We start from the raw sequence: 26,083 nt of genomic DNA on the forward strand, positions 1-26,083 counted from the left end.
TGCAGCAAGTTGGCTCTCCATAATTATGAATTCAGTTTTATAGGCCCGACCGGAGACAAACAATGACAGGCTACGCTGATTTCTACCGCCGTTCCATCGATGACCGCGATGGCTTTTGGACCGAGCAGGCAGGGCTGATAGATTGGAAAACCGCACCCGCCCAGGTATGTGACTACAGCAATCCACCCTTTGCTAGGTGGTTTGTGGGCGGCACCACCAACCTGTGCCACAACGCGGTGGACCGCCATTTGGCGACGAGGCCGGACCAGGCGGCACTGATCGCGGTGTCCACCGAAACCAATTCGGAGGTCGTATATTCATTTGCCCAGTTGCACGCCGAAGTGCAACGCATGGCGGCTGTGCTGCTGTCATTGGGGGTGAAGAAGGGCGAACGGGTCCTGATTTACATGCCCATGATTGCGGAGGCTGCATTTGCCATGTTGGCCTGTGCACGGATTGGTGCGATCCACACCGTCGTGTTCGGCGGCTTCGCAGCAGGGTCGCTGGCCTCCCGTATTGAAGATGCGTCGCCTGTGGTCATCGTGAGTGCCGATGCCGGCTCACGCGGTGGCAAGGTCGTGGAGTACAAGCCCTTGCTGGACGAGGCAATCGCCACCTCCAGCCACAAGCCGGCCGCAGTATTGTTGGTGGACCGCAAACTGGCTGCTATGAATTTGGTAGCCGGCCGCGACCATCTGTGGGGCGCTGAACGCCTGAATCATCTGGATGCAGTGGTGCCCTGCGAGTGGGTGGAGTCCACCCATCCCAGCTACACCCTGTACACCAGCGGTACCACCGGCAAGCCCAAAGGCGTGCAGCGCGACACCGGCGGCTATGCAGTGGCCCTCGCTGCCAGCATGAAGCACATCTTCTGCGGCAACGCCGGCGAAACCTACTTTTCCACCAGCGACATCGGTTGGGTAGTGGGGCATAGCTACATCATTTACGGGCCACTGGTTGCCGGCATGGCCACCATCATGTACGAAGGGCTGCCCACACGTCCCGACGCAGGCGTCTGGTGGAGCCTGGTGGAGAAGTACAAGGTGACGGTGATGTTCAGCGCCCCCACGGCCGTGCGGGTGCTGAAAAAGCAGGACCCTGCCATGCTAACCAAGTACAACCTTTCCAGCCTGCGGGCGCTTTTCCTGGCCGGCGAGCCTTTGGACGAGCCCACAGCACAGTGGATCAGCGAGAGCCTGGGCAAGCCCATCATCGACAACTATTGGCAGACCGAAACCGGCTGGCCCATCCTGACCATTGCGAATGGCGTGGAAAAAGCACCCAGCAAGTTCGGCAGCCCCGGCGTGGCCATGTACGGCTACAACATCAAGCTGATCGACGAGAACACGGCCGAAGAACTGACCGGCCCCGATCAGAAAGGCGTAGTCGCCATCGAAGGCCCGCTCCCACCCGGCTGCATGCAAACCGTCTGGAAAGACGATGCGCGCTTCGTAAAAACCTATTGGAGCAGCATTCCCGGCAAGCAGCTGTACAGCACCTTTGACTGGGCAGTGCGCGACAAGGACGGGTATTTCTTTATCCTGGGGCGCACCGATGACGTGATCAACGTGGCCGGCCATCGCTTGGGGACCCGTGAAATTGAGGAAAGCATCTCCAGCCACCCTAATGTGTCAGAGGTGGCAGTGGTGGGCGTGGCGGATCAGCTCAAAGGGCAGGTGGCGGTCGCGTTTGCGGTAGTTAAGGATGCCAGCGGTTTGGTGGACGACGCTGCCAAGCTCAAACTCGAAGGCGAGATCATGAAAGTGGTTGACCAAACCATTGGTGCGGTGGGGCGGCCAGCGCGGGTGCGTTTCGTGTCCGTGTTGCCCAAGACGCGCAGTGGCAAATTGCTGCGCCGCGCCATTCAGGCGGTATGTGAGGGGCGTGACCCCGGCGACCTGACCACCATGGAAGATCCCGGAGCGCTTCAACAGATCCGTGATTTGTTGGCTTGAATCGGCATGAGGGTATGCAAGAAGTGCATACCCTCGCCCATACTTTACTTTCCCCAAAAATCATTCGGTGGCACAATCCGCCCTGCAATGAAGGCCCTTCCCATGCCACAGTCGCATCCGCCAATCGGTTCAGCCGTGTCGCGGAAGGTTAATTAACCAGCTTTAACCAGCTAATGTTCCCTGAAGGGGAACGGAGGTCAGCGAAATATGAGTGATTCCAGCTCCAATGGTGCGAACACTGGCTCGTCCGTGTACCAAACCTACCAAAACAACACCTACCTGTTCGGTGGCAATGCTCCATATGTCGAAGAGATGTATGAGAACTACTTGGCCAACCCCGGTAGCGTTCCCGATACCTGGCGCGATTACTTTGATGCTTTGCAGCACGTTCCCGCTGCGGACGGCACCACATCGAAAGACGTAGCCCACATGCCCGTGATCAACGCTTTCGTTGATCTGGCAAAAAAAGGTGTGAAACAAACGGTGGTCGCCAGCGGCGCGGACTCCGAGATGGGCCGCAAGCGCACTGCAGTGCAGCAATTGATTGCCGCTTACCGCAACGTCGGCGCCCGCTGGGCGGATCTCGACCCCCTCAAGCGCATTGAGCGCGACGATATTCCTGAATTGGAGCCATCTTTCTACGGCTTCAGCGATGCTGACCAGGAAACGGTCTTCAACATCAGCAACACATTCTTCGGCAAAGAGTCCATGAGCCTGCGTGAGCTCATGAACGCTTTGCGCGAAACCTACTGCGGCACCATCGGCGTGGAGTACATGTACACCACCGACCAGAACCAGAAGCGCTGGTGGCAGCAAAAGCTCGAGGCAATACGCAGCAAGCCCCAGTTCAATGCAGAAAAGAAAAAGCACATCCTGGAGCGCCTGACTGCGGCTGAAGGCTTGGAGCGCTACTTGCACACCAAGTACGTGGGCCAAAAGCGCTTCTCCCTCGAAGGTGGCGAGAGCTTTATTGCCGCCATGGACGAGTTGATCCAGCAAGCCGGTGCCAAGGGCATTCAGGAAATCGTGATCGGGATGGCCCACCGCGGCCGTCTGAACGTGCTGGTCAACACCCTGGGCAAGATGCCTGCGGACCTGTTCGCCGAGTTTGACCACACCGCCCCTGAAGACCTGCCTGCTGGTGACGTGAAGTACCACCAGGGTTTCAGTTCGGACGTGTCCACCGCAGGCGGCCCCGTTCACCTGTCCTTGGCGTTCAACCCGTCTCACCTGGAAATCGTGAACCCGGTGGTCGAGGGCTCTGTGCGTGCGCGTATGGATCGCCGTGATGACCCCAAGGGCTCCCAAGTGCTGCCCGTGCTGGTGCACGGCGATGCGGCCTTTGGCGGCCAAGGTGTTAACCAGGAAACTTTGGCGTTAGCCCAGACCCGTGGTTACACCACCGGCGGTACGGTGCACCTGATCATCAACAACCAGATCGGCTTTACCACCTCCGACCCCCGCGACATGCGCTCCAGTGCGTTCTGTACCGATATCGTGAAGATGGTCGAGTCGCCCGTGTTGCACGTGAACGGTGATGACCCGGAAGCCGTGGTGCTGGCGACCCAACTGGCTTTGGAGTTCCGCATGGAGTTCGGGCAGGACGTGGTGGTGGATATCACTTGCTACCGCAAGTTGGGTCACAACGAACAGGACACACCTTCCCTGACTCAGCCCTTGATGTACAAAAAGATCGGCGCCCACCCCGGCACCCGCAAGTTGTACGCCGACAAGTTGGCTGCGCAAGGCCTGGGTGCAGACCTTGGCGACTCCATGGTCAAGGAATACCGCGCCGCCATGGATGCCGGCAAGCACACCGTGGACCCCGTACTGACCAACTTCAAGAGCAAGTACTCGGTGGATTGGTCTCCGTTCCTCGGCAAAAAGTGGACTGACGCTGGCGACACCGCCATTCCATTGACCGAGTGGAAGCGCCTGTCCGAAAAGCTGACGACCATTCCTGAGAGCGTCACCCCCCACCAGCTGGTGAAAAAGGTCTACGACGACCGCGCAGCCATGGGCCGCGGCGAAGTAAATGTGGACTGGGGCATGGGCGAGCACATGGCCTTCGCATCCTTGGTGGCCAGCGGCTACCCCGTGCGTCTGTCGGGTGAAGACTGCGGACGCGGTACCTTTACCCACCGCCACGCCGTGATTCACGACCAGAAGCGCGAGAAGTGGGATGCCGGTACCTACGTGCCATTGCAGAACGTGGCTGACAACCAGGCTCCGTTCGTGGTGATCGACTCCATCCTGTCTGAAGAGGCGGTGTTGGGCTTTGAGTACGGCTACGCTTCCAACGACCCGAACACCCTGGTGATTTGGGAAGCCCAGTTCGGCGACTTCGCCAACGGCGCCCAAGTGGTGATTGACCAGTTCATTGCGTCCGGCGAAGTGAAGTGGGGCCGTGTGAATGGTATCACTTTGATGTTGCCGCATGGTTACGAAGGTCAGGGTCCAGAGCACAGCTCGGCACGCCTGGAGCGCTTCATGCAACTGGCTGCTGACACCAACATGCAGATCGTGCAGCCCACCACGGCCAGCCAGATCTTCCACGTGCTGCGTCGTCAGATGGTGCGCAACCTGCGCAAACCATTGATCATCATGACGCCCAAGAGCCTGCTGCGTAACAAGGACGCGACATCGCCGCTGTCCGAGTTCACCAAGGGTGCTTTCCAGACCGTGATTCCCGAGAGCAAGGAGCTCAAGGGTGACAAGGTCAAGCGCGTGATTGCCTGCTCCGGCAAGGTGTATTACGACCTGGTGAAGAAGCGCGAAGAAAAGGGCCAGGACGACGTGGCCATCATCCGCGTGGAACAGCTGTACCCCTTCCCGCACAAAGCGTTTGCGAACGAACTGAAGAAGTACCCCAATGCCACCGACGTGGTGTGGTGCCAGGACGAGCCGCAAAACCAGGGCGCGTGGTTCTTTGTGCAGCATTACATCCACGAAAACATGTTGGAAGGCCAGAAGCTCGGCTACTCCGGACGCGCTGCGTCCGCGTCGCCGGCAGTGGGCTACTCCCACTTGCACCAAGAGCAACAAAAGGCTCTGGTTGAAGGCGCATTCGGCAAGTTGAAGGGCTTTGTTCTGACCAAGTAAGTCAGCAGCACTTCATCCCCCAACACATTACGGAAAGAATTAGATATGGCAATCGTAGAAGTCAAAGTCCCACAGCTGTCTGAATCTGTGGCGGAAGCAACCTTGTTGCAATGGAAAAAGAAAGTCGGCGAAGCAGTTGCGGTCGACGAAATCCTGATCGAAGTCGAAACCGACAAGGTCGTGATGGAAGTGCCCGCTCCTGCAGCCGGTGTGCTGGTGGAATTGGTGGCTGCTGATGGTGCTACCGTGGCTGCCGAGCAGCTGATCGCCCGTATCGACACTGCTGCAGTGGCTGGTGCCGTAGCACCTGCTGCTGCCACTCCCGCCGCTGCGCCGGCAGCCGCAGCCCCAGTGGCAGCTGCTGCTGCAGCCGGCAACTCCAAGGCAGGCGTTGCCATGCCCGCTGCAGCCAAATTGTTGGCTGACAACGGCATTGCTGCTTCCAGCGTTGAAGGCACAGGCAAAGACGGTCGCATCACCAAGGGTGACGTGTTGGCCGCTGCGGCTGCTCCTAAAGTGGTAGCTGCTGCCGCAATCCCCACGGGCGTTCCCACCAAGTCCTTGCCTCAAGTGGCGGCGCCTTCCGTGAATCTGGGCGACCGCCCTGAGCAGCGCGTGCCCATGAGCCGTTTGCGTGCGCGCGTGGCTGAGCGTCTGCTGCAGTCCCAGTCCACCAACGCGATCCTGACCACCTTCAACGAAATCAACATGGCTCCGGTCATGGAAATGCGCAAGCGCATGCAAGAGCGCTTCGAGAAGGAACACGGCGTCAAGCTGGGCTTCATGAGCTTCTTCGTCAAGGCTGCTGTGCACGCCCTGAAGAAGTTCCCTGTGTTGAACGCATCGGTCGATGGCACCGATATCGTGTACCACGGCTACTTTGACATCGGTATCGCCGTGGGCTCACCCCGTGGCTTGGTAGTGCCCATCCTGCGCAATGCAGACCAGATGAGCTTCGCCGATATCGAGAAGAAGATTGCCGAGTTCGGCCAGAAGGCCAAGGACGGCAAGCTGGGCATTGAAGAAATGACCGGTGGTACCTTCTCCATTTCCAACGGCGGCACTTTCGGTTCCATGATGTCGACCCCCATCATCAACCCGCCCCAGTCCGCCATTCTGGGTGTGCACGCCACCAAAGACCGCGCCATGGTCGAGAACGGCCAAGTGGTGGTTCGCCCCATGAACTACTTCGCCATGTCTTATGACCACCGCATCATCGACGGCCGTGAAGCCGTTCTGGGTCTGGTGGCCATGAAAGAAGCGCTGGAAGACCCAGCACGTCTGCTGTTTGATATCTGATCGGGCTCACCCCCGGGCGGCTTTGCCGCCTCCCCCTTGCAGGGGGCAACACCAGCGGCCCGGCAAAGCCGGTTCCGCGGTGTTTCTGGAAGCAGGCACTGCGGTCCTGCTGAATCTCTGGAACTAGAAGCGAGAAATTCATGAGCAAACAATTCGACGTGATCGTCATTGGCGGCGGCCCCGGTGGCTATATTGCCGCTATCCGCGCTGCCCAGCTGGGCTTCAATGTGGCCTGTATCGACGAGTGGAAGAATGCCGCTGGCGGTCCCGCTCCCGGCGGTACCTGCACCAACGTGGGTTGCATTCCTTCCAAGGCGTTGCTGCAATCGTCTGAGCACTTCAACCACGCCAACCACCACTTTGCCGAGCACGGCATCGAGGTGAAAGGTGTGAGCATGGATGTGGCCAAGATGCTTGCCCGCAAGAACACTGTCGTGAAGCAAAACAACGACGGCATCCTGTACTTGTTCAAAAAGAACAAGATAGCGTTCTTTCATGGCCGGGGCTCTTTCGTCAAGGCTGCTGAAGGTGGCTACGAGATTAAGGTGGCTGGCGCTGCGGAAGAAACGATCACCGGCAAGCAAATCATCATCGCCACCGGTTCCAATGCCCGCGCACTGCCCGGCACGCCTTTTGATGAAGTCAACATCCTGTCCAACGATGGTGCCTTGAACATTGGTGCTGTGCCCAAGAAGCTGGGCCTGATCGGCTCCGGCGTGATTGGCCTGGAAATGGGTTCCGTGTGGAAACGTCTGGGCTCCGAGGTCACCATTCTCGAAGGCCTGCCCGTGTTCTTGGGCGCCGTGGATGAAGGTGTTGCGAAGGAAGCGCACAAGGCGTTCACCAAGCAAGGCCTGAAGATTGAGCTGGGCGTAAAGGTCGGCGAAATCAAGAACGGCAAGAAGGGCGTGTCCGTTGCCTACACCAACGCCAAGGGCGAAGCCCAAACCTTGGAAGTTGACAAGCTCATCATCTCCATCGGCCGCGTGCCCAACACCATCGGCCTGAACACCGAGGCTGTGGGCTTGGCGCTGGACGAGCGCGGCGCTATCGTGGTGGACGCTGACTGCAAAACCAATCTGCCCGGTGTCTGGGCGGTGGGTGACGTGGTGCGCGGCCCGATGCTGGCGCACAAGGCGGAAGAAGAGGGCGTTGCCGTGGCTGAGCGCATTGCCGGTCAACACGGTCACGTGAACTTCAACACCATCCCTTGGGTCATTTACACCAGCCCCGAGATCGCATGGGTTGGCCGTACCGAACAGCAGCTCAAGGCGGACGGCGTCGCCTACAAGGCGGGTCAATTCCCGTTCCTGGCAAACGGCCGGGCACGTGCGTTGGGCGACACCACCGGTTTCGTGAAGTTCCTGGCTGACGCCAAGACGGACGAAATCCTGGGCGTTCACATCGTTGGACCACAAGCCTCCGAGTTGATCTCGGAAGCCGTGGTGGCCATGGAGTTCAAGGCCAGTGCGGAAGACATCGCTCGCATCTGTCATGCACACCCCTCCTTGAGTGAAGCCACCAAGGAAGCAGCGTTGGCAGTGGACAAGCGTACGCTGAACTTCTGATCGTTGTAAGCCAAACAAGCTGCTAGCGCCCGTCATTCGTGCGCTAGCAGCTTCTCTTTTTGTAGCATACCGGAGCATGCATTGAGCGTCAAAGAAGCCTATGAGGCGGAGTTGAAGGCCCGTGGATACACCGCCGACCCGGCGCAGTTGCGCGCCGTGGAGGCCTTGGAGCGCTGTGCCAACGATTGGGCTGTCTATAAAGCCAAACGCTCGAATGCCCTCAAGAAGCTGATCAACCGGCCTGAGATTCCGCGAGGCGTGTACATGTACGGCGGGGTAGGGCGGGGCAAGAGCTTTCTGATGGATTGCTTTTTCAATGCCGTGCCGCTCAAGCGTAAAACCCGCTTGCATTTTCATGAGTTCATGCGTGAGGTTCACCACGAACTGGTAAACCTGCAAGGGACGGTGAATCCGCTGGACGAGTTGGGTAAGCGCATGTCCAAGCGTTACCGCTTGATCTGCTTTGACGAGTTCCACGTTGCGGACATTACCGACGCCATGATCCTCCACCGTTTGCTCAACGCCCTGTTTGACAACGGGGTGGGTTTTGTGACGACCTCGAATTTCAAGCCGGATGATCTTTATCCCGGTGGCCTGCACCGGGACCGCATCCTGCCGGCCATTGCCCTGTTGAACGCCAAGCTGGAAGTGCTCAACGTCGATAACGGAACGGATTACCGCCGTCGCACCTTGGAGGATGCCAAGCTTTACCACGTGCCCAATGGCGCGGTAGCGGATGCCGCGATGACGGCTACCTTCAATGCGCTGGCCGAGCAGCATGATGAAGACCCGCTGTTGCATATTGAGTCGCGCCAGATCAGCGCCATGCGCAAGGCGGGGGGCGTTGTGTGGTTTGACTTCAAGACGCTGTGTGGGGGGCCCCGCTCGCAAAATGATTATCTGGAAATTGCGTCACGCTTCCACACCGTGTTTCTCAGTGGTGTGCCGCATATGCCGGTGCGCATGGCATCGGAAGCCCGGCGCTTCACCTGGTTGGTGGATGTGCTGTATGACCGGCGCGTCAAGCTCATCATGTCTGCGGATGTGGCGCCCGAAGGCTTGTACACCGAGGGTCCCATGTCGCATGAGTTTCCCCGTACCGTTTCGCGGTTGACAGAAATGCAGTCCAAAGAATTTTTGGATTTGGAGCGTCGCACGGTGGATACGCGACTCACATGATGCGCATTCTGTTTGGTATTTGCTTAGGGCTTTTGTCCGTTATAGCCCTTGCGCAAGGAGGCGATTCTCTCCAAGCAGTCGAGGCTGAGCGCGCGAAATTGCAGGCCGAGAGTCGCAATGCCGAGGCATTGTGTTACGAGCGCTTTGCAGTGAATGCCTGCCTGTCTGAAGTAGCCGCCCAGCGGCGCGCACAAGCGGCAGTCTTGCGGAAACGTGAACTCGTATTGCGGGATGCTCAGCGTGCCGAACGCACCCGTGAGCAACTGGATCGATTGAATGAGAAGCAAGCGGACGAGCTTCAGCGAAACTTGGAAGCGCAAGGTAAGCCGGCAGCGCCTCCGGCAGAAACCAAAGTAGCACCGGCGCCTGCGAAGCCTGCTGCTCCGGCAATGGACAAGGCAACACCTATCACGCCCGAGCAGGCAGCCGCCAATCGGGCAGCATTTGAAGCCAAGCAGGAAGAGGCGGCTCGTCGAAGAGTGGAGTTGGAAAAACGCTTGCTGGAAAAAAAGGACCGGGCGGAGCCCCTGCCGACCACGCCTTAGTGGTGCAAAGATTCCACTTTGACGATGACTACCGACAGGTTGTCGCCACCACCCCGGGCCCGGGAGCGTGCTTTTTCAATCAAAAATTCGGTGGCTTCGCGCGCGGAAAGGGTAGACAACACGGAACCTAGCTCGCCATTGTTGAAGTAGTGCCAAACGCCGTCGCTGCAGGCCATCAGCACGTCACCGGTACGCAACTTGGGAATGAAGTGGAAGTCCACAGGGGGCTCATTTTCAGTACCCAGACAGCCCATCAAGATGTTGGATTGCGGGTGGCTGGCTGCCTGCTCTTCGGTGATTTCCCCCCTATTGACCAGCGCCTGCACATAGGAGTGATCCATGGTCCGCTTGATGAAGCGGTTGCCATGGAATTGGTACACGCGGGAGTCTCCGGTATGGGCCCAGTGACAGTCGCCACCCGGATTGATCAAAAACGCAGCGAGAGTGCTGTGCGGCTCCTCTTCAGACGAGATGGCTGTCAGCTTGATCACGATGTGGGCCTCTTGCACCATCTGCCGCAAGGTCGCGATGGCATCGTCTGTATCCGGGTCATAACGCTCGAATAACTGCTTGGCCGTCAGCATGACTTGGTCGGATGCTTTGCGTCCACCGCTACGTCCACCCATGCCATCAGCGACGATGGCCAGCAGACACCCGTTCACTCTGGGGTGCTTAAACAAAGACACCTGGTCTTGCTGGTATTCGCGGTCACCCTTGTGGATGCCGGTAGAGGCGCTGAGGCGATAGCCAGAGGACATGGTGTGCAGTTGAAGGGGTAAATCGGTGCCGAGCGTATGCAACTCGCCGTATTATCGAATGCATCGCAGTTCAGACAACCAGTTTAACCACCTAGCGGGGCGCTTTTACCTTTGGAAACCAATCTTCATTCCCCCGGGCGCCGGCTTATCGAATTGAGGATGGCACATCATGAATTGGATGTCTGCATCGACAGCGCGGACCTGCCCGGTAGGCTTCGCGATGATTTGCAGTTGCAACGACTCAAGAAAAGGCGTCTTGCCCTCCGCGATGAAATTACAGTACTGGAGCGCAGCCTGAGTCCGGATGAGTCGGCATGACTTCGCTGTTGGTGGAGCGAGTCGCAGAAGTATTTGCGCCCCGCGGCTTGTTGGGAGATGCGGTTCCGGAATATTTGCCCCGTAAAGGACAGCAAGATATGGCTGCTGCAGTCGCTGGCAATATTCGGGACTGTGGTGTCTTGGTCGTAGAGGCCGGTACTGGCGTTGGGAAGACCTTTGCGTATCTGGTGCCCGCTTTGCTGAGTGGACAAAAGGTGCTTCTCTCTACGGCCACCAAAGCGTTGCAAGACCAGCTTTTCACGCGCGACATTCCGGAGCTACTGGAAATACTGAAAATTCCGGTACGCGTAGCTTTGCTAAAGGGGCGCAGCAGTTATGTGTGCTTGCACCGATTGGCCAATGCACGCCATTCCGGAATCCTGCAAAGCGCTGCGCCCTTGCGTTTGTTGGGGCAGGTGGAGAGCTGGGTGACGGCGACCAGAACCGGAGATGTCTCAGAGGTGCCGGCACTGGAGGAGTCGCAGCAGCTGCTTCCGCTGATCACATCTACCCGTGAAAACTGCACCACATCAAAGTGTCCACGGTACCAGGAGTGCCATCTCTATAAGGCGCGGCGGGATGCCATGGCCGCGGATGTGGTGGTCATTAACCACCATTTGTTTTTTGCGGACTCTAACGTGCGTGAATCCGGAGTCGCTGAACTTCTCCCGACCGTGAATGCGGTGGTTTTTGACGAGGCGCACCAGCTCAATGACATCGGAGTCCAATTTCTCGGGCGGCAATGGTCGACCCTGCAATTGCTCAATCTGGGAAGGGATGTAGTGTTCGTGGGTTTGCAATGGGCACGGGGCATGGCCAATTGGCAGCTGCTGGTGGAGCAACTGGAAATGGCGGTTGTGGACATGCAATTAGTGTGTCAGGAGAGCGCTGCAAACACCCCTCGCTTGCCATGGCAAGCCCTTGTTCCGGAAGGACTGTCGCCTGGTTTGTGGGAGCGTCGCCTGGGACGCTTGTTGCAGGCCCATGCCACTCTATTGCAAGCGCTTCAAGGCGTGGCTGATGCGCACCAGGAGCTGGCCGCCTTGGCTGAACGGGCGTCGATACTTAAAGATCACTTGGATCGGGCAGCACTTCCGGCGGAAGATGGATTGATCCGTTGGATGGATAACGGCACTCGTTTGCGCTTCGTGGAGTCCCCTATGGACATATCAGACGCGATGCGGAGCAAAGTGACGGGCGCACTCGAGGCTGGTTCCCGGGTGTCGTGGACTTTTACCTCTGCAACCTTGGGCCCCGGCTCAGATTTGGCTTGGTTTGTGAACTCTGCAGGGCTCCATGGTGCAAATGTCTTGAAGGTTGAAAGTCCTTTCAATTACGAGCATCAGGCCGCGCTGTACGTTCCCGGCGCGATTCCTGCGCCGTCTCACCCCAATCATGGCACTCGCGTTGCTGCATTGGCAGCAGAAGGCGCAGAGATTCTTGGCGGACGCACCATGGTTTTAACTACCACTTTGCGTGCTATGCGCTTGATTGGTGAAACGATACGGAAGCTCCTTCCACCTCACCTGGATATGGCTGTGTTGGTGCAAGGTGAGAGCTCCAAGCGAGAACTGCTGGAGCGCTTCCAGCAGCGGGAAGGATTAGGGTGTGTGTTGGTGGCCTCTGCCTCATTTTGGGAGGGGGTAGACATTCCCGGCCGGACCTTGCAACTACTGCTGATTGACAAGATACCTTTTGCTCCGCCGGATGACCCGCTACTCCAAGCCAGATGTAAGCAAGTGGATGAGGCTGGGGGTAGCTCTTTCAATGAGGTTCAGCTACCCATGGCTGCCGTAGCCTTACGACAAGGGGTAGGGCGCCTGATCCGCAGGGAGTCAGACCGCGGTGTGCTGGTGGTGTGCGATGTACGACTGCGCTCCATGGGCTACGGGCGCAAGTTACTGTCAGCCTTGCCTGTCATGCGTATCGTCAAGGACGACACTCAGTTTCAGGCAGAACTCAAGGCGCTTACCAAATCTTCCACCATGGATCTGAATTAGCTTTCCCGCCTTTGAGCAGGAAGTCGGACTGGGGGAAGTTCTTTTCAAGCACACGTTTGGCATCGTCACGAAGCTGTTCCATGCCCAAGGCGTCGTAGGATTTGTAGAGGATAAAAAGTGCCTCCTCAGTGGCTGGAACATCGCGGTAATCAGTAATGCACTGCTGTGCGCGGTTGGCGGCAGCCAGATACGCACCACGCTTGTAGTAGTACTTGGCGACATGCACTTCGTACTGCGCCAAGGAACCCACGATGTAATTCATGCGCTGTTGCGCATCTGGTGCGTATTTCGAATCAGGGAATCGTGTCGTCAGCTCTTTGAATGATTCAAAAGATTCTTTGGCCGCCTTCTGATCCCGTTCGGCGAGGTCTTGACGGGTAATGGATGACAGCAAGCCCAGGTCGTCATTGAAGTTAACGATGCCGCGCAAGTAAATGGCGTAATCCAATGCAGGGCTGGCAGGGTGGAGTTTGATGAAGCGTTCCAAAGTGGCCAAAGATTGGGCTTGTTCACCTGCCTTGAACTGTGCATAGGCTTTGTCCAACTGAGCTTGCTGTGCGAGTGGGGTACCAGCGGCTCTGGCCTCCAGCTTTTCAAGCAGCGGTACGGCCTTGTCCCATTGGGATGCACCCATCTCGTCCTTGGCCTCGGCGTACAGTCGGTTGGGGCTCATTCCTGCCGTTTTGTCTACCGGTGCACTGGAGCAACCTGCCAGCAGTGTCGCCATGGTCGTCAGCATCGTGGCACAAACGACCGATAATTTCGCACGCAGCATCTTGGGGACTTTCTTGAATCAAACCGTTGGAATTATATCGGCGCACTCTGTGCAAGCAGAGGCGGATGAGGCGTCTGATATCGCCAGCGAAGCAGAGTTCCGCAGCTTCACATTAGACGCTTCTTTGCATGGTGAGCGTCTTGACCGGGCACTGGCATTCAGTGTTCAGGAGTTTTCGCGCAGCTATCTCCAGCAGCTTATTGAATCCGGGTTCGTACAAGTTAATGGCAAAGTCGTTACCAAGACTTCGGGCAAGGTAAAGGTGGGCGAGGAGCTTACTGTGGAGCTCAAGCCAACCCCGCAAAGCCAGGCCTTCAAGCCTGAGCCCATGGCTCTGGACGTGGTCCACGAGGACGAACACGTATTGGTTATCAACAAACCAGCAGGGTTGGTGGTTCATCCGGCGCCCGGAAATTGGAGCGGAACACTCCTGAACGGTCTGCTGGCCTACAGTCCGCATGCCGCGCTGGTCCCACGGGCGGGGATTGTCCATCGGCTTGACAAGGACACCAGTGGATTGATGGTGGTGGCCCGATCAAGGACTGCCATGGATGCTCTCGTAAATGCAATTGCAGCGAGGGAAGTAAGTCGCCAATATTTCGCGATTGCACACAAGACTTGGCCTTGGACGCGATTGAAAGAAGTCGATGCTCCTATCGGACGAGATCCGCGTAATCGACTGCGAATGGCAGTAGTCGATCTGGCACATCAATCCGGCAAAGAGGCGAAAACAGACTTCAGTTTGATTAGCAACAGTCAAGTAGCCTGTTGGGTCAGGTGCATTTTGCACACGGGGCGTACCCATCAGATCCGGGTCCATATGGCGCACATCGGCCATCCATTGGTGGCCGATGCGGTATACGGAGGAGCTGTATTGGGGGAAATGACTCGTCAAGCTCTGCACGCCTGCCGTTTGGCATTCAATCATCCCGTTTCGGGAGAGTCTTTGGAATTTGAATGTGGCCCGCCATCTGATTTCATGGCGCTTTGCGCTGAATTGGGCCTCGGGTACAATCAAGCTCGCAAACCGGGAGGTTTGTAGCTACGTCTCTCGTAGGGTAGTCAAGTTGCGGCCAATGCCCTTCCTACCGTCGGTGCGATCGTTTCCGGTCTGCCATTTTTTCCGGCTCTCCATCATTACGTACAGACTATGAATATGGTCGATGCCAAGCGTGTACTTGAAACCGCCTTGATATGTGCCCAACAGCCTTTGACTGTCAAGGCTTTGCGTGAATTGTTTGCCGATGCAATTGGCGCTGACACTGTGAAGAATTTGCTCAGTGAGTTACAAACAGAATGGGTGGGCCGGGGTGTCGAGTTAGTGAGCGTTTCGAGTGGATGGCGATTCCAGAGCCGTCCTGAAATGCGGGAATATCTGGACAGATTGCACCCCGAGAAGCCGCCCAAGTACACCCGTGCAACCTTGGAGACATTAGCCATTATTGCCTACAGGCAGCCGGTTACCCGAGGTGACATGGAGGACATCCGTGGCGTCACCATCAGCTCATTGTTGATCAAGCAATTGGAAGATAGGGGATGGGTGGAGGTGATCGGGCATCGTGAGGCACCTGGCAGGCCTGCGCTGTACGCAACCACGAAGCAGTTTTTGGATGATTTGGGCCTTGCGTCCCTGGATCAATTGCCACTTCTTGAATCGCCAGAGCGCGGGGAAGATTCCATGGCTGGACTAGAGGGGCTGTTGGGAGCTTCGGGCGAGGTGGTTGATCATGGAACAGTTGGAGCAAGCAATCCAGACGAGCAACAAATGGCGATGCCACTTCAGGCCGCGCTAGAAGAAATTGATAACGGAACACAAACATGAACGATAACGAATTGACGCCTGATGCCGCTGTGACACCGTCTGGCGTGCTCCAGCAGCAAATGGCTACCGAGGCTGCATTGCCGCAGGGCACTAATCGTTTCGATGATGTGATCTCCGGTCAATTTGACGCGGATGAAGAAGCAGAAGATGTCGTGTTGCCCAAGCGGGTTCTGTTGCCCCAAGCAGAAACGCCCAAGTTGCACAAAGTATTGGCGCAATCCGGTATGGGTTCGCGGCTTGAAATGGAGCAGTTGATTCTCGAGGGACGAATCTCTGTCAATAACGAGCCGGCGCACATTGGCCAACGCATTCAGTTTGGTGACAACATCAAAGTAAACGGGAAGCCTATCCGTTTCCGGATTGAGCCGCCACCTGCCCGAGTCATTGCGTATCACAAGCCAGTTGGCGAGGTAGTTACGCATGACGACCCGCAAAACCGTCCGACGGTGTTTCGCAGGTTGCCTAAACTGCACCAAGGAAAGTGGCAATCGGTCGGTCGCCTAGACTTGAATACAGAGGGGCTTCTCTTGTTTACCAGTTCGGGCGAATTGGCCAATAACCTGATGCACCCTCGCTTCGGATTGGAGCGTGAATATGCGGTGCGGGTATTGGGCGCTCTGAGCAAAGATGAAAAGCAGGCCCTATTGGATGGGGTTCAATTGGATGACGGAGTAGCCCAGTTCGGCTCCATAGAAGACGGTGGTGGCGAAGGCTCCAATTGCTGGTACCGGGTCACTATCTCCGAAGGTCGGAATCGCGAAGTCAGGCGCATGCTCGAATCTGTGGGGCATGCGGTCAGTCGGTTGATCCGTATCCGCTACGGGGCCATGGTATTGCCTCGTGGACTCAAGCGTGGAGCTTGGATGGAGCTGGATGAGGCCGATATCCGTGCCCTGATGCAGGCAGCGAGCGCGGGCAAGCCCAGAGCCCGCGAGGAATCGAATGGAGCTGCTGGTGCTCCCCGCCCCCGAGGCCGTGGCCCTCGCCAAGGCGGTCGGGGTCCGGCTTCCCCGAAAGGTGGGAGCGGTCAAGGAGGCACTGCTCGTCAGGCCAATGGAAAGTCTCCGAGGCAGGGAGGACGCCAGGAAGGTGGAGCGCAGCCTGATCCGATGAAAACTTCTCTGGGTTACATCGGTGCAGACAGTTTTTCCAGGCAGCGGCAAGAGTCCAATGGCCGTGGCCGGCCCGGCGGTGGCGGACAAAGACGCAATGGTGGTCGAAGCCGCTAATGCCGATGCTAAAATCGTCGGCTTTGTCTATCACGGGCAATTAATTTTTTATACTTTTGGGAATCAACATGGCAATCGAACGCACTCTCTCCATCATCAAGCCCGACGCAGTGGCCAAGAACGTGATCGGTCAAATCTACGCCCGCTTCGAAGCAGCCGGCTTGAAGGTTGTTGCTGCACGCATGGCGCACCTCTCCCGCGGTGAGGCAGAAGCCTTCTATGCTGTGCACAAAGAGCGTCCTTTTTTCAAGGATTTGGTGGACTTCATGATCTCCGGCCCCGTCATGATCCAGGCATTGGAAGGTGAAGGCGCCATCGGCAAAAACCGTGACCTCATGGGTGCAACAGACCCTAAAAAGGCTGCTCCTGGCACCATTCGCGCCGATTTCGCTGACAGCATCGACGCCAATGCGGTTCACGGTTCTGACGCTCCTGAAACAGCAGCAGTGGAAGTGGGCTTTTTCTTCCCCGGCATGAACGTTTACTCGCGTTAATTCAGTATGGCGGTCAACCTGCTCGATTTTGATCTCGAGGGTCTGGCCGCCTTCTGCGAAAGCTTAGGCGAAAAGAAGTTTCGGGCTACCCAGTTGTTCCGTTGGGTGCATCAAAAAGGCGCGAGCCAATTTGATGATATGAGCGATCTCGCCAAGTCGCTCAGGGACAAATTACGGGGGCATGCAGAAGTACGTGCCCTGCCCGTAATCACTCAACACATCTCAGCAGACGGCACCATCAAGTGGTTGTTCGATGTTGGCAACGGAGATGCTGTCGAAACGGTATTTATCCCCGAGTCTGACCGAGGGACACTTTGTATATCCTCCCAAGCCGGATGCGCAGTAGGGTGCAGATTTTGTTCGACCGGGCACCAAGGCTTCAGCCGCAATCTCAAAACTTGGGAAATACTGGCGCAGCTTTGGTTTGCTGAGCATTTTTTGCGCAGCCACCTGGGGGTGTCTGATCGGGTTATCTCCAACGTCGTGATGATGGGTATGGGCGAGCCCTTGCAGAACTATGCGGCGCTCGTTCCGGCTTTGAAAGTCATGTTGGATGACCATGGTTACGGGCTGTCACGCCGCCGAGTCACAGTTTCGACGTCAGGCGTAGTTCCAATGATGGACCGCTTGGGGGAGGATTGTCCCGTAGCCCTCGCTGTATCTTTGCATGCACCTGAAGACTCGCTGAGGGATAACCTGGTTCCTTTGAATCGAAAGTACCCGCTCAAGGAATTGATGGAGGCTTGTCGCCGGTATCTGGCCCATGCGCCTCGCGACTTCATTACCTTTGAATACTGCATGCTGGATGGGGTCAATGACCACCCAGAGCATGCCAAGTTATTGTTGCAACTGGTGAAAGAATCTGGCGTTCCTTGCAAGTTCAACTTGATCCCATTCAATCCCTTTCCTGCCTCTGGATTGCTGCGTTCCTCTAACAACGCCGTTCAGGCCTTTGCACGCATCTTGGTAGATGGTGGCTTGGTGACTACTATCCGAAAGACCCGCGGAGACGATATTGATGCCGCTTGCGGTCAACTTGCTGGGGATGTCAAAGACCGTACGAACGTAGGGACTCGTATTTTCAAGCAACGCACGGTTATGCTCCAGCAGGTCCGCGATTTCGAAACGCGCGGTAATGATGGGATGCGAAATGACTGATGGATTTTCCGCACTGACGCTAGCTCTGCGTCCGTTTGGCCGTGCTGTTGTGTCGTCAATACTTTTTGCTTTGGCTATCGGCTTGTTGCAAGGTTGTGCAGGCGGCGCGCAAACGCCGGCATCCAGTAACGATTTACTAACAGATTCAGATGAATCACCTGCCCGTAAGCGCGCCAAAATCCGCTTGGAGTTAGCCGCTGGCTATTACAACAATGGCCAAACTACGGTTGCTTTGGACGAATTGAAGCAGTCAATTGGCGCGGACCCGGGGCTTTTTGAGGCGCACAATCTGCGCGGCTTGATATACATGCGCTTGAATGATTTCCCCTTGGCAGAGGAAAGTTTCAAACGCGCATTGCAACTCAATCCTCAGGCTGCCAGCGTGCAACACAATTACGGTTGGCTTCTTTGCCAACAAGGCCGTGCCCAAGACTCCTACACGCAGTTCATGGGGGCCATTGCAAATCCGAACTACAACGAGCGTTCCAAGTCTTGGATGGCAATGGGTGTCTGCCAAGTGAAGGCAGGGGCTCGCAACGATGCGATTGCCAGTTTGACTCGAGCAAATGAATTGGATCCTTCAAACCCTGTAGCAGGTTACAACCTTGCACTTTTGTTGATGCAGCGTGGGGATTTGGCCAAGGCGCAGTTTCACGTTCGCAGGATCAACAATAGTGAATATGCAAATGCGGAGTCACTCTGGTTGGGTATCAAGATTGAGCAGATGTTGGGCAACAAGGATGCGATGACGCAACTCGGTGCGCAACTCCGAAAACGGTTTGCGCAGTCCAAAGAAGCGGGTTCTTTTGATAGGGGAGCATTCGATGAATGAGGTTGAGATGAGTGGCGCGCTCCCTGAGTTGCCAGAAACGACGCTCGCTGCAGCGCCTGTAACGGCAGGCCGCCTTTTGCGAAATGCCCGCGAGGCGGCAGGGCTGCATATTGCTGCTCTGGCCGTGTCCATGAAGGTACCTGTCAAGAAGCTGGAGGCTTTAGAGGCGGATCGTGCAGACTTATTGCCGGATGCGGTGTTCGTCAGAGCATTGGCGTCTAGTGTCTGCAGAGCTCTGAAAGTCGATTCAGCCCCCATCCTTGAGCTGCTCCCCCAGACCGTCAAGCCCAGTTTTGAGGCAGGGGATAAAGGCATCAACGCTCCATTCAAGGTTCCTGGTGAAGCGGCATCCGTCGGGTTTGTAGACGCACTCAAACGACCTGTTGTGATCGTGGTGTCACTATTGCTGTTTGCTGTATTGGGTATTGCTTTTGCGCCGGAAATGCACTTGCCTGAGTTCGCGTCAAAAGCCGATGTAACTCCAGTAAATATTGCGCCCCCTAAAGAGCCAGCCATTGAACCGGTGCCAGTTGCAGAGAAACTTGAAGAGAAATTGCCTCCGGTAGAGGTAGTTCCAGGACCATCTCCAGCGGAGCTGGCGAAGCAACCAGTGACTGAGGCGGCGTTACCTGCAAGCTCGGCCCCGGTGCAAAAGCCAACCGAGATGATTGTGATTCGCGCGAAAGGTACAACGTGGGTGGAGGTTGTTGACTCCACTGGTGCTGTATTGGTTCGTAGAACTTTGCAGGCTGATGGCATCACTTCTGCCACTGGTGTATCTCCATTGGCCGTCGTAGTCGGCAAGGCAGACATGGTGGATGTCGAAGTGAGGGGCAAACCCTTCAATATGTCGACTGTTTCCAGAGATAACGTTGCCAGATTTGAGGTGAAGTAGTGGAGCAGCAAATGCCTATCGCCTTGGCGCAACCCTTGGCGCGCACTAGTTTGCAGTCTGTCGTCAAGTGGGGCGGCCATGAAGTGACTGTCGGTGGCGATGCGCCGGTCCGTATCCAGTCCATGACCAACACGGACACTGAAGATGCAATCGGTACCGCCATTCAGGTGAAGGAACTTGCCTTGGCAGGCTCCGAGTTGGTGCGTATTACGGTGAATACTCCTGAGGCTGCTGAGGCGGTCCCGCATATCCGGGAGCAGTTAGATCGTATGGGTATCTCAGTGCCCTTGATCGGCGACTTTCATTACAACGGTCACCGGCTGTTGAGTGAATTTCCCGACTGTGCCAAAGCCCTGTCCAAGTACCGCATCAATCCGGGAAATGTGGGTAAGGGCGACAAGCGTGATCGTCAGTTTTCCCAGATGATTGAAGCCGCTATTCAATGGGATAAGCCGATTCGGATTGGCGTGAATTGGGGGAGCCTTGATCAAGAATTGCTCGCCAGTTTGATGGATGCGAATAGCCGGAGAGTTAACCCTTGGGATGCCAAGCAGGTGATGTATGAGGCTTTAATCACCTCTGCCTTGGAATCTGCTCAACGCGCAGAGGAGATCGGGCTGGCGGGACATCAGATCACGCTTTCCTGCAAGGTGAGCGGCGTCACGGACCTGGTCGCGGTTTACCGCGAACTGGCCAAGCGTTCAAAATACTCACTGCACCTTGGGTTGACTGAGGCTGGAATGGGCACCAAAGGTACGGTAGCCTCTGCAACTGCTCTTGGAATTCTGTTGCAAGAGGGTATTGGCGACACTATTCGAGTGTCTTTGACACCTGCACCTGGTGAGGCCAGAACGCAAGAGGTAGTGGTCGCATCCGAAATCATTCAGTCACTAGGTCTTCGCAAGTTCGTTCCAAGCGTTACTGCTTGCCCGGGGTGTGGAAGAACCACCAGTACCACTTTCCAGGAACTGACCAAGCAAATTGACGACTTCTTGCGGGACCAGATGCCTGTATGGCGTACCCAGTACCCCGGCGTCGAGAACATGAAGGTCGCGGTCATGGGCTGCATCGTCAATGGCCCGGGTGAAAGCAAGCATGCCGATATCGGTATCAGTCTTCCCGGTACCGGTGAGGCTCCGGCAGCGCCCGTTTTTATCGACGGCGAGAAACGCATGACTTTGCGCGGCGAGTCTATCGCGGCTGATTTCCAGAACGTAGTGGAAAACTACATCCGGGAGCGTTTCACGCCCCGCACCCCCAGCATTTGAGAGCTTATGTCCGAGAAGAATAGTCCGCGTAAGGCGGACAAGATTGTTGCCGTCAAAGGCATGAACGACATCATGCCGCCGGAATCTGCGGCATGGGAAGCATTGGAAGCCCGGGTACGGGAATTAATGCGGCGCTTTGCCTTTGAGAATGTACGTACGCCCATCGTTGAGCCTACCTCCCTATTTGTGAGGGGCTTGGGTGAAGTGACAGATATCGTCGAAAAGGAGATGTATTCCTTTGAAGACCGTTTGAATGGCGAGGCGCTGACTTTGCGGCCGGAGAATACAGCGGGAGTTGTGCGCGCAGCTGTGGAGCATTCGATGCTTTACAACGGTCCTAAGCGTCTCTATTACATGGGGCCCATGTTCCGGCATGAGCGACCACAGCGCGGGCGGTACCGCCAGTTTCACCAAATCGGGGCAGAGGCGCTCGGTTTCGGTGGCGCTGAAATCGATGCCGAAGTGATTCTGATGGCCCACATGCTTTGGAAAGAGTTGGGTTTGACGGATATTGAATTACAGATAAACAGTCTGGGGCAGCCAGACGAACGCAATTTGCACAGAGCCGCTTTGATCCAGCATTTTGAACTCCATCTGGATCTGCTGGATGAAGAAGCCAAGCGCCGCTTGCACCTGAATCCACTCCGCCTTCTGGACTCCAAAAATCCCGGGATGCAAGGTGTGATCGAGTCTGCACCCAAGCTGATCGATTTCTTGGGTGATGCCTCCAAAGAGCATCTGGAAACGGTGAAAAAAATACTGGATGCTCACCGAGTGAGCTACACGGTGAACCCTCGCTTGGTTCGGGGGATGGACTATTACAACTTGACGGTGTTTGAGTTCGTCACCACGAAACTGGGGTCCCAAGGCACCGTTTGTGCGGGTGGCCGATACGATTACCTGATAGAGCAAATCGGAGGAAAACCAGCTCCCGCGGTGGGTTGGGCCATGGGCGTTGAGCGCGTTCTGGAGTTAATCAAAGAGTCCGGCGTGGCACTGATGCAGCCGGGTTTGGATGTTTTTGCAGTGATTACAGATGTTGCAAATCTGCAAGTTGTGATGCCATCGCTGCAAGTCCTTCGGGAAGCTGGTCTTTCTGTCCAGATGCAAGCTAGCACCTCTGAAGGGATGCCGAGCATGAAGTCTCAATTCAAGCGTGCAGATGCTTCGGGCGCCCGATTCGCTTTCGTGTTTGGACCTGATGAACTCGCTTCCGGACAAGTCACTGTCAAATCATTGCGGGATTCGAATGTTCCGCAAGCCACTCTTCGGATAGATGAGATGGCATCATGGGCTGCTAGCCTTTATCCAACCGCTTAAACCAGGTTCAACATGGCAAATCATTTAGATCTCGAAGAACAAGAGCAACTCGATCAACTGAAACATTTTTGGAAGCAATATGGGAATGCAATTTCCTGGCTGTTGATCATCGTGTTCGGTGCCTTTGCCGCCTGGAATGGTTATCAGTGGTGGTCCAAGCGGCAGGCCGAGCAAGCTTCTGCCATGTATGAAGAAGTGGATCGTGTCATTGCTGGTGGCGATGTTGCTGCCGCGGACCGTGCCTATGGAGATATGCGCCAGCGATTTCCCTCAACCGTCTATACCCAGCAAGCAGGTCTCACCCTTGCCAAAGTGGCTTACCTATCGGAAAAACCAGACGTGGCTCAAACTGCGTTGACCACCGTTGCCGAGAGTAGCGTAGACCCAGGATTGGCGGCATTGGCGAGAATACGACTAGCGGGTTTGTTGATTGAAGCCAAGAGTTTTGACGGGGCAGCAAAGACATTGGGTGCCAAGTTCCCCCTCGAGTTTATGGGCCTCGTTGCTGACAAAAAGGCCGACCTGCTGATGGCACAGGGTAAGACGGAAGAAGCGGTGGCTCTGTACAAGGAAGCAATCAAGCAATTGTCCGAGCGTGATCAATATCGCCGGCTGGTGGAAGTCAAACTGGCTGCGCTGGGTGTCAGCGAATCGAAGTGAGTCGAAATCTGCACATGCGACGGACCGCTGATTTTCTGATGGTAGGGGTAATGGCCTTTGTGTTGGCTGGGTGCGCCGGTCCATCCAAACCAAAGCCCGCTGAACTCGCTCCCGCAGCCTCACTCTTGGCAGTGAAGAAGGTCTGGTCTGCATCGATTGGGGAAGTCGGTTTCCCCCTTGAGGTGAAGCTGGTTGGCTCCGACATATATGTGGCATCCAGTTCGGGATCAATTTCGAGCTTGGATTCAGATACCGGGGTCGTCCAATGGACGTCAGAGATAGGTAAGAAAATTTCGGCCGGTGTCGGTGCAGACGGCGAAAAGACTGCAGTCGTTACGACCGACGGGGAGTTGGTTGTATTGCAGAAAGGGAAGCGGATCTGGCAACAAAAGTTGACTTCCGTCGCCGTAACGCCACCTTTGGTTGCCGGTGGACGCGTCTTTGTGATCACTCCCGACCGGACCCTTATTGCTTTTGACAGCGAAACGGGCAAGCGCCTGTGGCAACAACAAAGGGGGAGCGATAGCCTGGTGTTGGATCGGGCTGCTGTGCTTTTCCCTGTGGGTGATACCCTGGTGGCAGGAATCGGTGGGAGGTTAGTGGGTTTGAATCCATTGACAGGTACTCAGCGTTGGGAAATTCCAGTGTCCGTCAGTCGTGGAGCCAACGAGGTCGATCGCCTGGTGGACCTTATGCCAGGAGTCAGTCGCTTGGGATCTGATGTGTGCCTTCGCGCCTACCAGAATGCAGTTGCGTGTGTGAGTCTGGCGAATCAAAAGGTCATTTGGTCCAGAGCTGCAAACGGATTCACTGGTGTTTCTGGCGATGACAAGTTGGTGTTTGGCACAGAGGCCGATGGCAGGCTCGTAGCATGGCGCCGCGCTGATGGTGAGGTGGCATGGCAATTGGCGACCTTGAAGTGGCGTGATTTGGGAACACCGTTGCTCCTGGGAGAAACTCTGGCGGTACCCGATAGTGCCGGACTTGTGCACCTACTGTCGAAAACAGACGGTTCCTCTTTAGGGCGTTTGGTGCTTGATGGTTCACCACTGGGGGCGTCGCCTGTCCTTGCTGGAAAAACGTTGGTCGTTGTGACCCAAAAGGGAGGTATTTTTGCCTTCCGTCCAGAATAAGAGAGGTCCCGAATGAAGCCAGTTATAGCCCTTGTGGGGCGCCCGAATGTCGGGAAGTCGACCTTGTTTAATCGCTTGACGAAAACCCGCGATGCGATCGTTGCCGACTATGCCGGATTGACACGTGACCGCCATTACGGCAATGGCAAACACGGCAAGCAGGAATTCATCGTCATCGATACCGGTGGTTTTGAACCCGATGCCGGGAGCGGCATCTTCAAAGAGATGGCGAAGCAAACCCGGCAGGCGGTTGCCGAGGCTGATGTGGTTGTATTTGTGGTAGATGCTCGGGCGGGGTTATCCGCGCAGGATCATGACATCGGCAACTATCTGAGAAAGCTTGGTAAGCCGTGCCTTGTCGTGGCCAACAAGGCGGAAGGCATGAAAGCCGGCTCCCAACTTGCTGAGTTCTTTGAGTTAGGCTTGGGTGAGGTCTTCCCGGTATCTGCTGCACATGGTCAGGGTATGCGCTCTTTGATCGAGATGGCACTGGACGCATTGCATCTTGAAGAGCCTGAGGACGACCCTGAGCCTTCTGGTCCCTCCGTGATTAAGCTTGCAGTCGCCGGCAGACCAAACGTAGGCAAATCGACTCTGATTAACACATGGTTGGGTGAAGAGCGTTTGGTGGCATTTGATATGCCCGGTACCACGCGGGATGCCATTTCTGTCCCCTTTGAGCGGGAAGGTCAGAAGTTTGAATTGGTAGACACCGCAGGATTGCGCAAAAAAGGCAAGGTGTTTGAGGCCATTGAGAAATTCTCGGTCGTCAAGACGTTGCAGGCCATTGAGTCTGCCAGCGTGGTCCTGTTGTTGATCGACGCTGAACAAGGGGTAACTGACCAGGACGCCCACATAGCGGGCTACATTCTGGAATCCGGTCGTGCTGTGGTTGTGGCGGTTAACAAATGGGATGCGATCGACGAATACCAGCGCGAGTTGGTGAAACGATCTTTAGAGACCCGTCTGGGCTTCTTGAAGTTCGCTGCATTGCATCTCATTTCGGCTAAAAAACGCCAGGGCCTAGGCCCGCTCTGGGGAGCAATTGCTCAAGCGCACAAAGCAGCCAATTGCAAGATGCCGACACCAGTATTGACCCGCCTGCTATTAGAGGCGGTGCAATTCCAGACACCGAAGAAGACCGGTGCATACCGGCCCAAATTGCGTTACGCCCACCAAGGGGGGATGAATCCGCCCATTATTGTGATTCACGGCAATTCCCTTGAGCACGTTACCGAAGCCTACAAGCGGTTTTTGGAGGGTCGCTTCCGCAAGGAGTTCAATTTGATTGGAACTCCCTTACGGATTGAAATGAAGTCATCTCAGAATCCATTTGCTGATAAAGATTAAGTAAAGCAGCAAGTTATCTGACAGGTCCCTGTGCGTAAACGCCTCGTCAGCAAGAGGGGCTCGAAGCATGTGTGGTATCGTCAAACCCTTATCATTTTTTGAACACGGAGAATATCGTGAGCAACAAAGGCCAACTCCTCCAAGATCCTTTCCTGAACGCTTTGCGTCGCGAACATGTGCCTGTTTCCATTTATTTGGTGAACGGTATCAAGTTACAGGGACAGATCGAATCTTTTGACCAGTACGTGGTCTTGCTCCGCAATACAGTGACACAAATGGTTTACAAGCATGCCATTTCAACTATTGTTCCCGGACGCGCAGTGAACCTGGCAGCCGCTGGCGACGAAACAGCATCTGCTTGATGCTTCAAAAGAGGGGATCCTTTGGATCCTCCTGCAGTGAATTTTTCTCCCATTGAATAAT

At 56.0% G+C, this 26,083-nt stretch carries 23 protein-coding genes; 21 read left to right on the top strand and 2 right to left on the bottom strand.

Annotation, left to right across the window (positions count from 1 at the left end; translation table 11 throughout):
• The first annotated feature begins 62 nt into the window (after positions 1–62).
• The 6 genes from AEP_RS01025 (at position 63) to AEP_RS01050 (ending at position 9,648) form a co-directional block, all read left to right on the top strand.
• Positions 63–1,955 (top strand): propionate--CoA ligase, encoded by a 1,893-nt coding sequence (locus AEP_RS01025; RefSeq protein ID WP_087493674.1) that lies wholly within the window; start codon positions 63–65, stop codon positions 1,953–1,955.
• Between the two features lie 207 nt (positions 1,956–2,162).
• Positions 2,163–5,057 (top strand): 2-oxoglutarate dehydrogenase E1 component, encoded by a 2,895-nt coding sequence (locus AEP_RS01030; RefSeq protein WP_087493675.1) that lies wholly within the window; start codon positions 2,163–2,165, stop codon positions 5,055–5,057.
• 45 nt (positions 5,058–5,102) lie between these two features.
• The gene (odhB, locus tag AEP_RS01035) at positions 5,103–6,356 is read left to right on the top strand and encodes a 2-oxoglutarate dehydrogenase complex dihydrolipoyllysine-residue succinyltransferase (protein ID WP_087493676.1); all 1,254 of its coding nucleotides are present in this window, start codon (positions 5,103–5,105) and stop codon (positions 6,354–6,356) included.
• A 140-nt stretch (positions 6,357–6,496) separates the two neighbouring features.
• On the top strand, positions 6,497–7,924 hold the full coding sequence (lpdA, locus tag AEP_RS01040) for a dihydrolipoyl dehydrogenase (RefSeq protein ID WP_087493677.1): 1,428 nt from the start codon (positions 6,497–6,499) through the stop codon (positions 7,922–7,924).
• Positions 7,925–8,005: 81 nt separating this feature from the next.
• Complete coding sequence (gene zapE, locus AEP_RS01045) at positions 8,006–9,103, top strand: cell division protein ZapE (protein WP_087493678.1); 1,098 nt, start codon at positions 8,006–8,008, stop codon at positions 9,101–9,103.
• The gene (locus AEP_RS01050) at positions 9,100–9,648 is read left to right on the top strand and encodes a hypothetical protein (protein ID WP_087493679.1); all 549 of its coding nucleotides are present in this window, start codon (positions 9,100–9,102) and stop codon (positions 9,646–9,648) included. Before zapE ends, AEP_RS01050 begins: the two co-directional genes overlap by 4 nt.
• Here the strand turns inward: AEP_RS01050 and AEP_RS01055 are convergent.
• Positions 9,645–10,406 carry a PP2C family protein-serine/threonine phosphatase gene (locus AEP_RS01055; RefSeq protein WP_087493680.1) on the bottom strand — a complete coding sequence of 254 codons (762 nt, stop codon included), beginning with the start codon at positions 10,404–10,406 and terminating at the stop codon, positions 9,645–9,647. The two genes, AEP_RS01050 and AEP_RS01055, sit on opposite strands and share 4 nt — an antisense overlap.
• A gap of 159 nt (positions 10,407–10,565) precedes the next feature.
• Here AEP_RS01055 and AEP_RS01060 point away from each other — a divergent pair, with 159 nt between their 5' ends.
• Positions 10,566–10,724, top strand: a complete 159-nt coding sequence (locus tag AEP_RS01060) for a DUF465 domain-containing protein (RefSeq protein WP_442873360.1) — start codon at positions 10,566–10,568, stop codon at positions 10,722–10,724.
• Positions 10,721–12,724, top strand: a complete 2,004-nt coding sequence (locus tag AEP_RS01065) for an ATP-dependent DNA helicase (RefSeq protein WP_087493682.1) — start codon at positions 10,721–10,723, stop codon at positions 12,722–12,724. Before AEP_RS01060 ends, AEP_RS01065 begins: the two co-directional genes overlap by 4 nt.
• Here the strand turns inward: AEP_RS01065 and AEP_RS01070 are convergent.
• Positions 12,693–13,499 carry an outer membrane protein assembly factor BamD gene (locus tag AEP_RS01070; protein ID WP_087493683.1) on the bottom strand — a complete coding sequence of 269 codons (807 nt, stop codon included), beginning with the start codon at positions 13,497–13,499 and terminating at the stop codon, positions 12,693–12,695. The genes AEP_RS01065 and AEP_RS01070 overlap by 32 nt on opposite strands.
• Here AEP_RS01070 and AEP_RS01075 point away from each other — a divergent pair.
• The 13 genes from AEP_RS01075 to hfq all read left to right on the top strand — a co-directional run bounded on the left by AEP_RS01075 (position 13,450) and on the right by hfq (position 26,022).
• Entirely contained in the window at positions 13,450–14,541 is a 1,092-nt protein-coding gene (locus AEP_RS01075) for an RluA family pseudouridine synthase (RefSeq protein ID WP_087497115.1), read from the top strand. The genes AEP_RS01070 and AEP_RS01075 overlap by 50 nt on opposite strands.
• 108 nt (positions 14,542–14,649) lie before the next feature.
• Positions 14,650–15,321 (top strand): SMC-Scp complex subunit ScpB, encoded by a 672-nt coding sequence (scpB, locus tag AEP_RS01080; RefSeq protein ID WP_087493684.1) that lies wholly within the window; start codon positions 14,650–14,652, stop codon positions 15,319–15,321.
• Complete coding sequence (locus AEP_RS01085; protein WP_087493685.1) at positions 15,318–16,550, top strand: pseudouridine synthase; 1,233 nt, start codon at positions 15,318–15,320, stop codon at positions 16,548–16,550. Before scpB ends, AEP_RS01085 begins: the two co-directional genes overlap by 4 nt.
• Positions 16,551–16,618: 68 nt before the next feature.
• Entirely contained in the window at positions 16,619–17,044 is a 426-nt protein-coding gene (gene ndk, locus AEP_RS01090) for a nucleoside-diphosphate kinase (protein ID WP_087493686.1), read from the top strand.
• Positions 17,045–17,050: 6 nt separating this feature from the next.
• Positions 17,051–18,202 (top strand): 23S rRNA (adenine(2503)-C(2))-methyltransferase RlmN, encoded by a 1,152-nt coding sequence (rlmN, locus tag AEP_RS01095; protein ID WP_087493687.1) that lies wholly within the window; start codon positions 17,051–17,053, stop codon positions 18,200–18,202.
• Positions 18,195–19,034 (top strand): type IV pilus biogenesis/stability protein PilW, encoded by an 840-nt coding sequence (pilW, locus tag AEP_RS01100; protein WP_087493688.1) that lies wholly within the window; start codon positions 18,195–18,197, stop codon positions 19,032–19,034. The genes rlmN and pilW overlap by 8 nt, the downstream gene beginning before the upstream one ends.
• The gene (locus AEP_RS01105; RefSeq protein ID WP_232459895.1) at positions 19,027–19,929 is read left to right on the top strand and encodes a helix-turn-helix domain-containing protein; all 903 of its coding nucleotides are present in this window, start codon (positions 19,027–19,029) and stop codon (positions 19,927–19,929) included. Before pilW ends, AEP_RS01105 begins: the two co-directional genes overlap by 8 nt.
• An 11-nt stretch (positions 19,930–19,940) precedes the next feature.
• On the top strand, positions 19,941–21,197 hold the full coding sequence (gene ispG, locus AEP_RS01110) for a flavodoxin-dependent (E)-4-hydroxy-3-methylbut-2-enyl-diphosphate synthase (protein WP_087497117.1): 1,257 nt from the start codon (positions 19,941–19,943) through the stop codon (positions 21,195–21,197).
• A 6-nt stretch (positions 21,198–21,203) separates the two neighbouring features.
• Positions 21,204–22,517, top strand: a complete 1,314-nt coding sequence (gene hisS / locus AEP_RS01115; RefSeq protein ID WP_087493689.1) for a histidine--tRNA ligase — start codon at positions 21,204–21,206, stop codon at positions 22,515–22,517.
• Positions 22,518–22,529: 12 nt separating this feature from the next.
• On the top strand, positions 22,530–23,177 hold the full coding sequence (locus tag AEP_RS01120) for a YfgM family protein (RefSeq protein ID WP_087493690.1): 648 nt from the start codon (positions 22,530–22,532) through the stop codon (positions 23,175–23,177).
• Between the two features lie 38 nt (positions 23,178–23,215).
• Positions 23,216–24,310: an outer membrane protein assembly factor BamB gene (bamB, locus tag AEP_RS01125; protein WP_257789662.1), complete on the top strand. Its 1,095-nt coding sequence runs from the start codon at positions 23,216–23,218 to the stop codon at positions 24,308–24,310.
• Positions 24,311–24,322: 12 nt separating this feature from the next.
• Positions 24,323–25,660, top strand: coding sequence for a ribosome biogenesis GTPase Der (der, locus tag AEP_RS01130; RefSeq protein ID WP_087493691.1), 1,338 nt, complete (start codon positions 24,323–24,325; stop codon positions 25,658–25,660).
• A gap of 116 nt (positions 25,661–25,776) precedes the next feature.
• On the top strand, positions 25,777–26,022 hold the full coding sequence (gene hfq, locus AEP_RS01135) for an RNA chaperone Hfq (RefSeq protein WP_087493692.1): 246 nt from the start codon (positions 25,777–25,779) through the stop codon (positions 26,020–26,022).
• Positions 26,023–26,083 lie beyond the last annotated feature (61 nt).

It is taken from the genome of Curvibacter sp. AEP1-3 (assembly GCF_002163715.1).
Taxonomy (GTDB): Bacteria; Pseudomonadota; Gammaproteobacteria; order Burkholderiales; family Burkholderiaceae_C; genus Allorhodoferax.

Excerpts from the sequence above, each read along its gene's own strand:
- hisS (WP_087493689.1), top strand. The coding sequence starts at position 21,204 with ATGTCCGAGAAGAATAGTCCGCGTAAGGCGGACAAGATTGTTGCCGTC.
- AEP_RS01025 (WP_087493674.1), top strand. The coding sequence starts at position 63 with ATGACAGGCTACGCTGATTTCTACCGCCGTTCCATCGATGACCGCGAT.
- AEP_RS01120 (WP_087493690.1), top strand. The coding sequence starts at position 22,530 with ATGGCAAATCATTTAGATCTCGAAGAACAAGAGCAACTCGATCAACTG.
- der (WP_087493691.1), top strand. The coding sequence starts at position 24,323 with ATGAAGCCAGTTATAGCCCTTGTGGGGCGCCCGAATGTCGGGAAGTCG.
- bamB (WP_257789662.1), top strand. The coding sequence starts at position 23,216 with ATGGTAGGGGTAATGGCCTTTGTGTTGGCTGGGTGCGCCGGTCCATCC.
- AEP_RS01050 (WP_087493679.1), top strand. The coding sequence starts at position 9,100 with ATGATGCGCATTCTGTTTGGTATTTGCTTAGGGCTTTTGTCCGTTATA.
- AEP_RS01060 (WP_442873360.1), top strand. The coding sequence starts at position 10,566 with ATGGCACATCATGAATTGGATGTCTGCATCGACAGCGCGGACCTGCCC.
- lpdA (WP_087493677.1), top strand. The coding sequence starts at position 6,497 with ATGAGCAAACAATTCGACGTGATCGTCATTGGCGGCGGCCCCGGTGGC.
- AEP_RS01085 (WP_087493685.1), top strand. The coding sequence starts at position 15,318 with ATGAACGATAACGAATTGACGCCTGATGCCGCTGTGACACCGTCTGGC.
- pilW (WP_087493688.1), top strand. The coding sequence starts at position 18,195 with ATGACTGATGGATTTTCCGCACTGACGCTAGCTCTGCGTCCGTTTGGC.
- AEP_RS01030 (WP_087493675.1), top strand. The coding sequence starts at position 2,163 with ATGAGTGATTCCAGCTCCAATGGTGCGAACACTGGCTCGTCCGTGTAC.
- AEP_RS01105 (WP_232459895.1), top strand. The coding sequence starts at position 19,027 with ATGAATGAGGTTGAGATGAGTGGCGCGCTCCCTGAGTTGCCAGAAACG.
- ispG (WP_087497117.1), top strand. The coding sequence starts at position 19,941 with ATGCCTATCGCCTTGGCGCAACCCTTGGCGCGCACTAGTTTGCAGTCT.
- AEP_RS01075 (WP_087497115.1), top strand. The coding sequence starts at position 13,450 with ATGGTCGTCAGCATCGTGGCACAAACGACCGATAATTTCGCACGCAGC.
- rlmN (WP_087493687.1), top strand. The coding sequence starts at position 17,051 with ATGGCGGTCAACCTGCTCGATTTTGATCTCGAGGGTCTGGCCGCCTTC.
- AEP_RS01065 (WP_087493682.1), top strand. The coding sequence starts at position 10,721 with ATGACTTCGCTGTTGGTGGAGCGAGTCGCAGAAGTATTTGCGCCCCGC.
- AEP_RS01070 (WP_087493683.1), bottom strand. The coding sequence starts at position 13,499 with ATGCTGCGTGCGAAATTATCGGTCGTTTGTGCCACGATGCTGACGACC.
- AEP_RS01055 (WP_087493680.1), bottom strand. The coding sequence starts at position 10,406 with ATGTCCTCTGGCTATCGCCTCAGCGCCTCTACCGGCATCCACAAGGGT.
- scpB (WP_087493684.1), top strand. The coding sequence starts at position 14,650 with ATGAATATGGTCGATGCCAAGCGTGTACTTGAAACCGCCTTGATATGT.
- ndk (WP_087493686.1), top strand. The coding sequence starts at position 16,619 with ATGGCAATCGAACGCACTCTCTCCATCATCAAGCCCGACGCAGTGGCC.
- odhB (WP_087493676.1), top strand. The coding sequence starts at position 5,103 with ATGGCAATCGTAGAAGTCAAAGTCCCACAGCTGTCTGAATCTGTGGCG.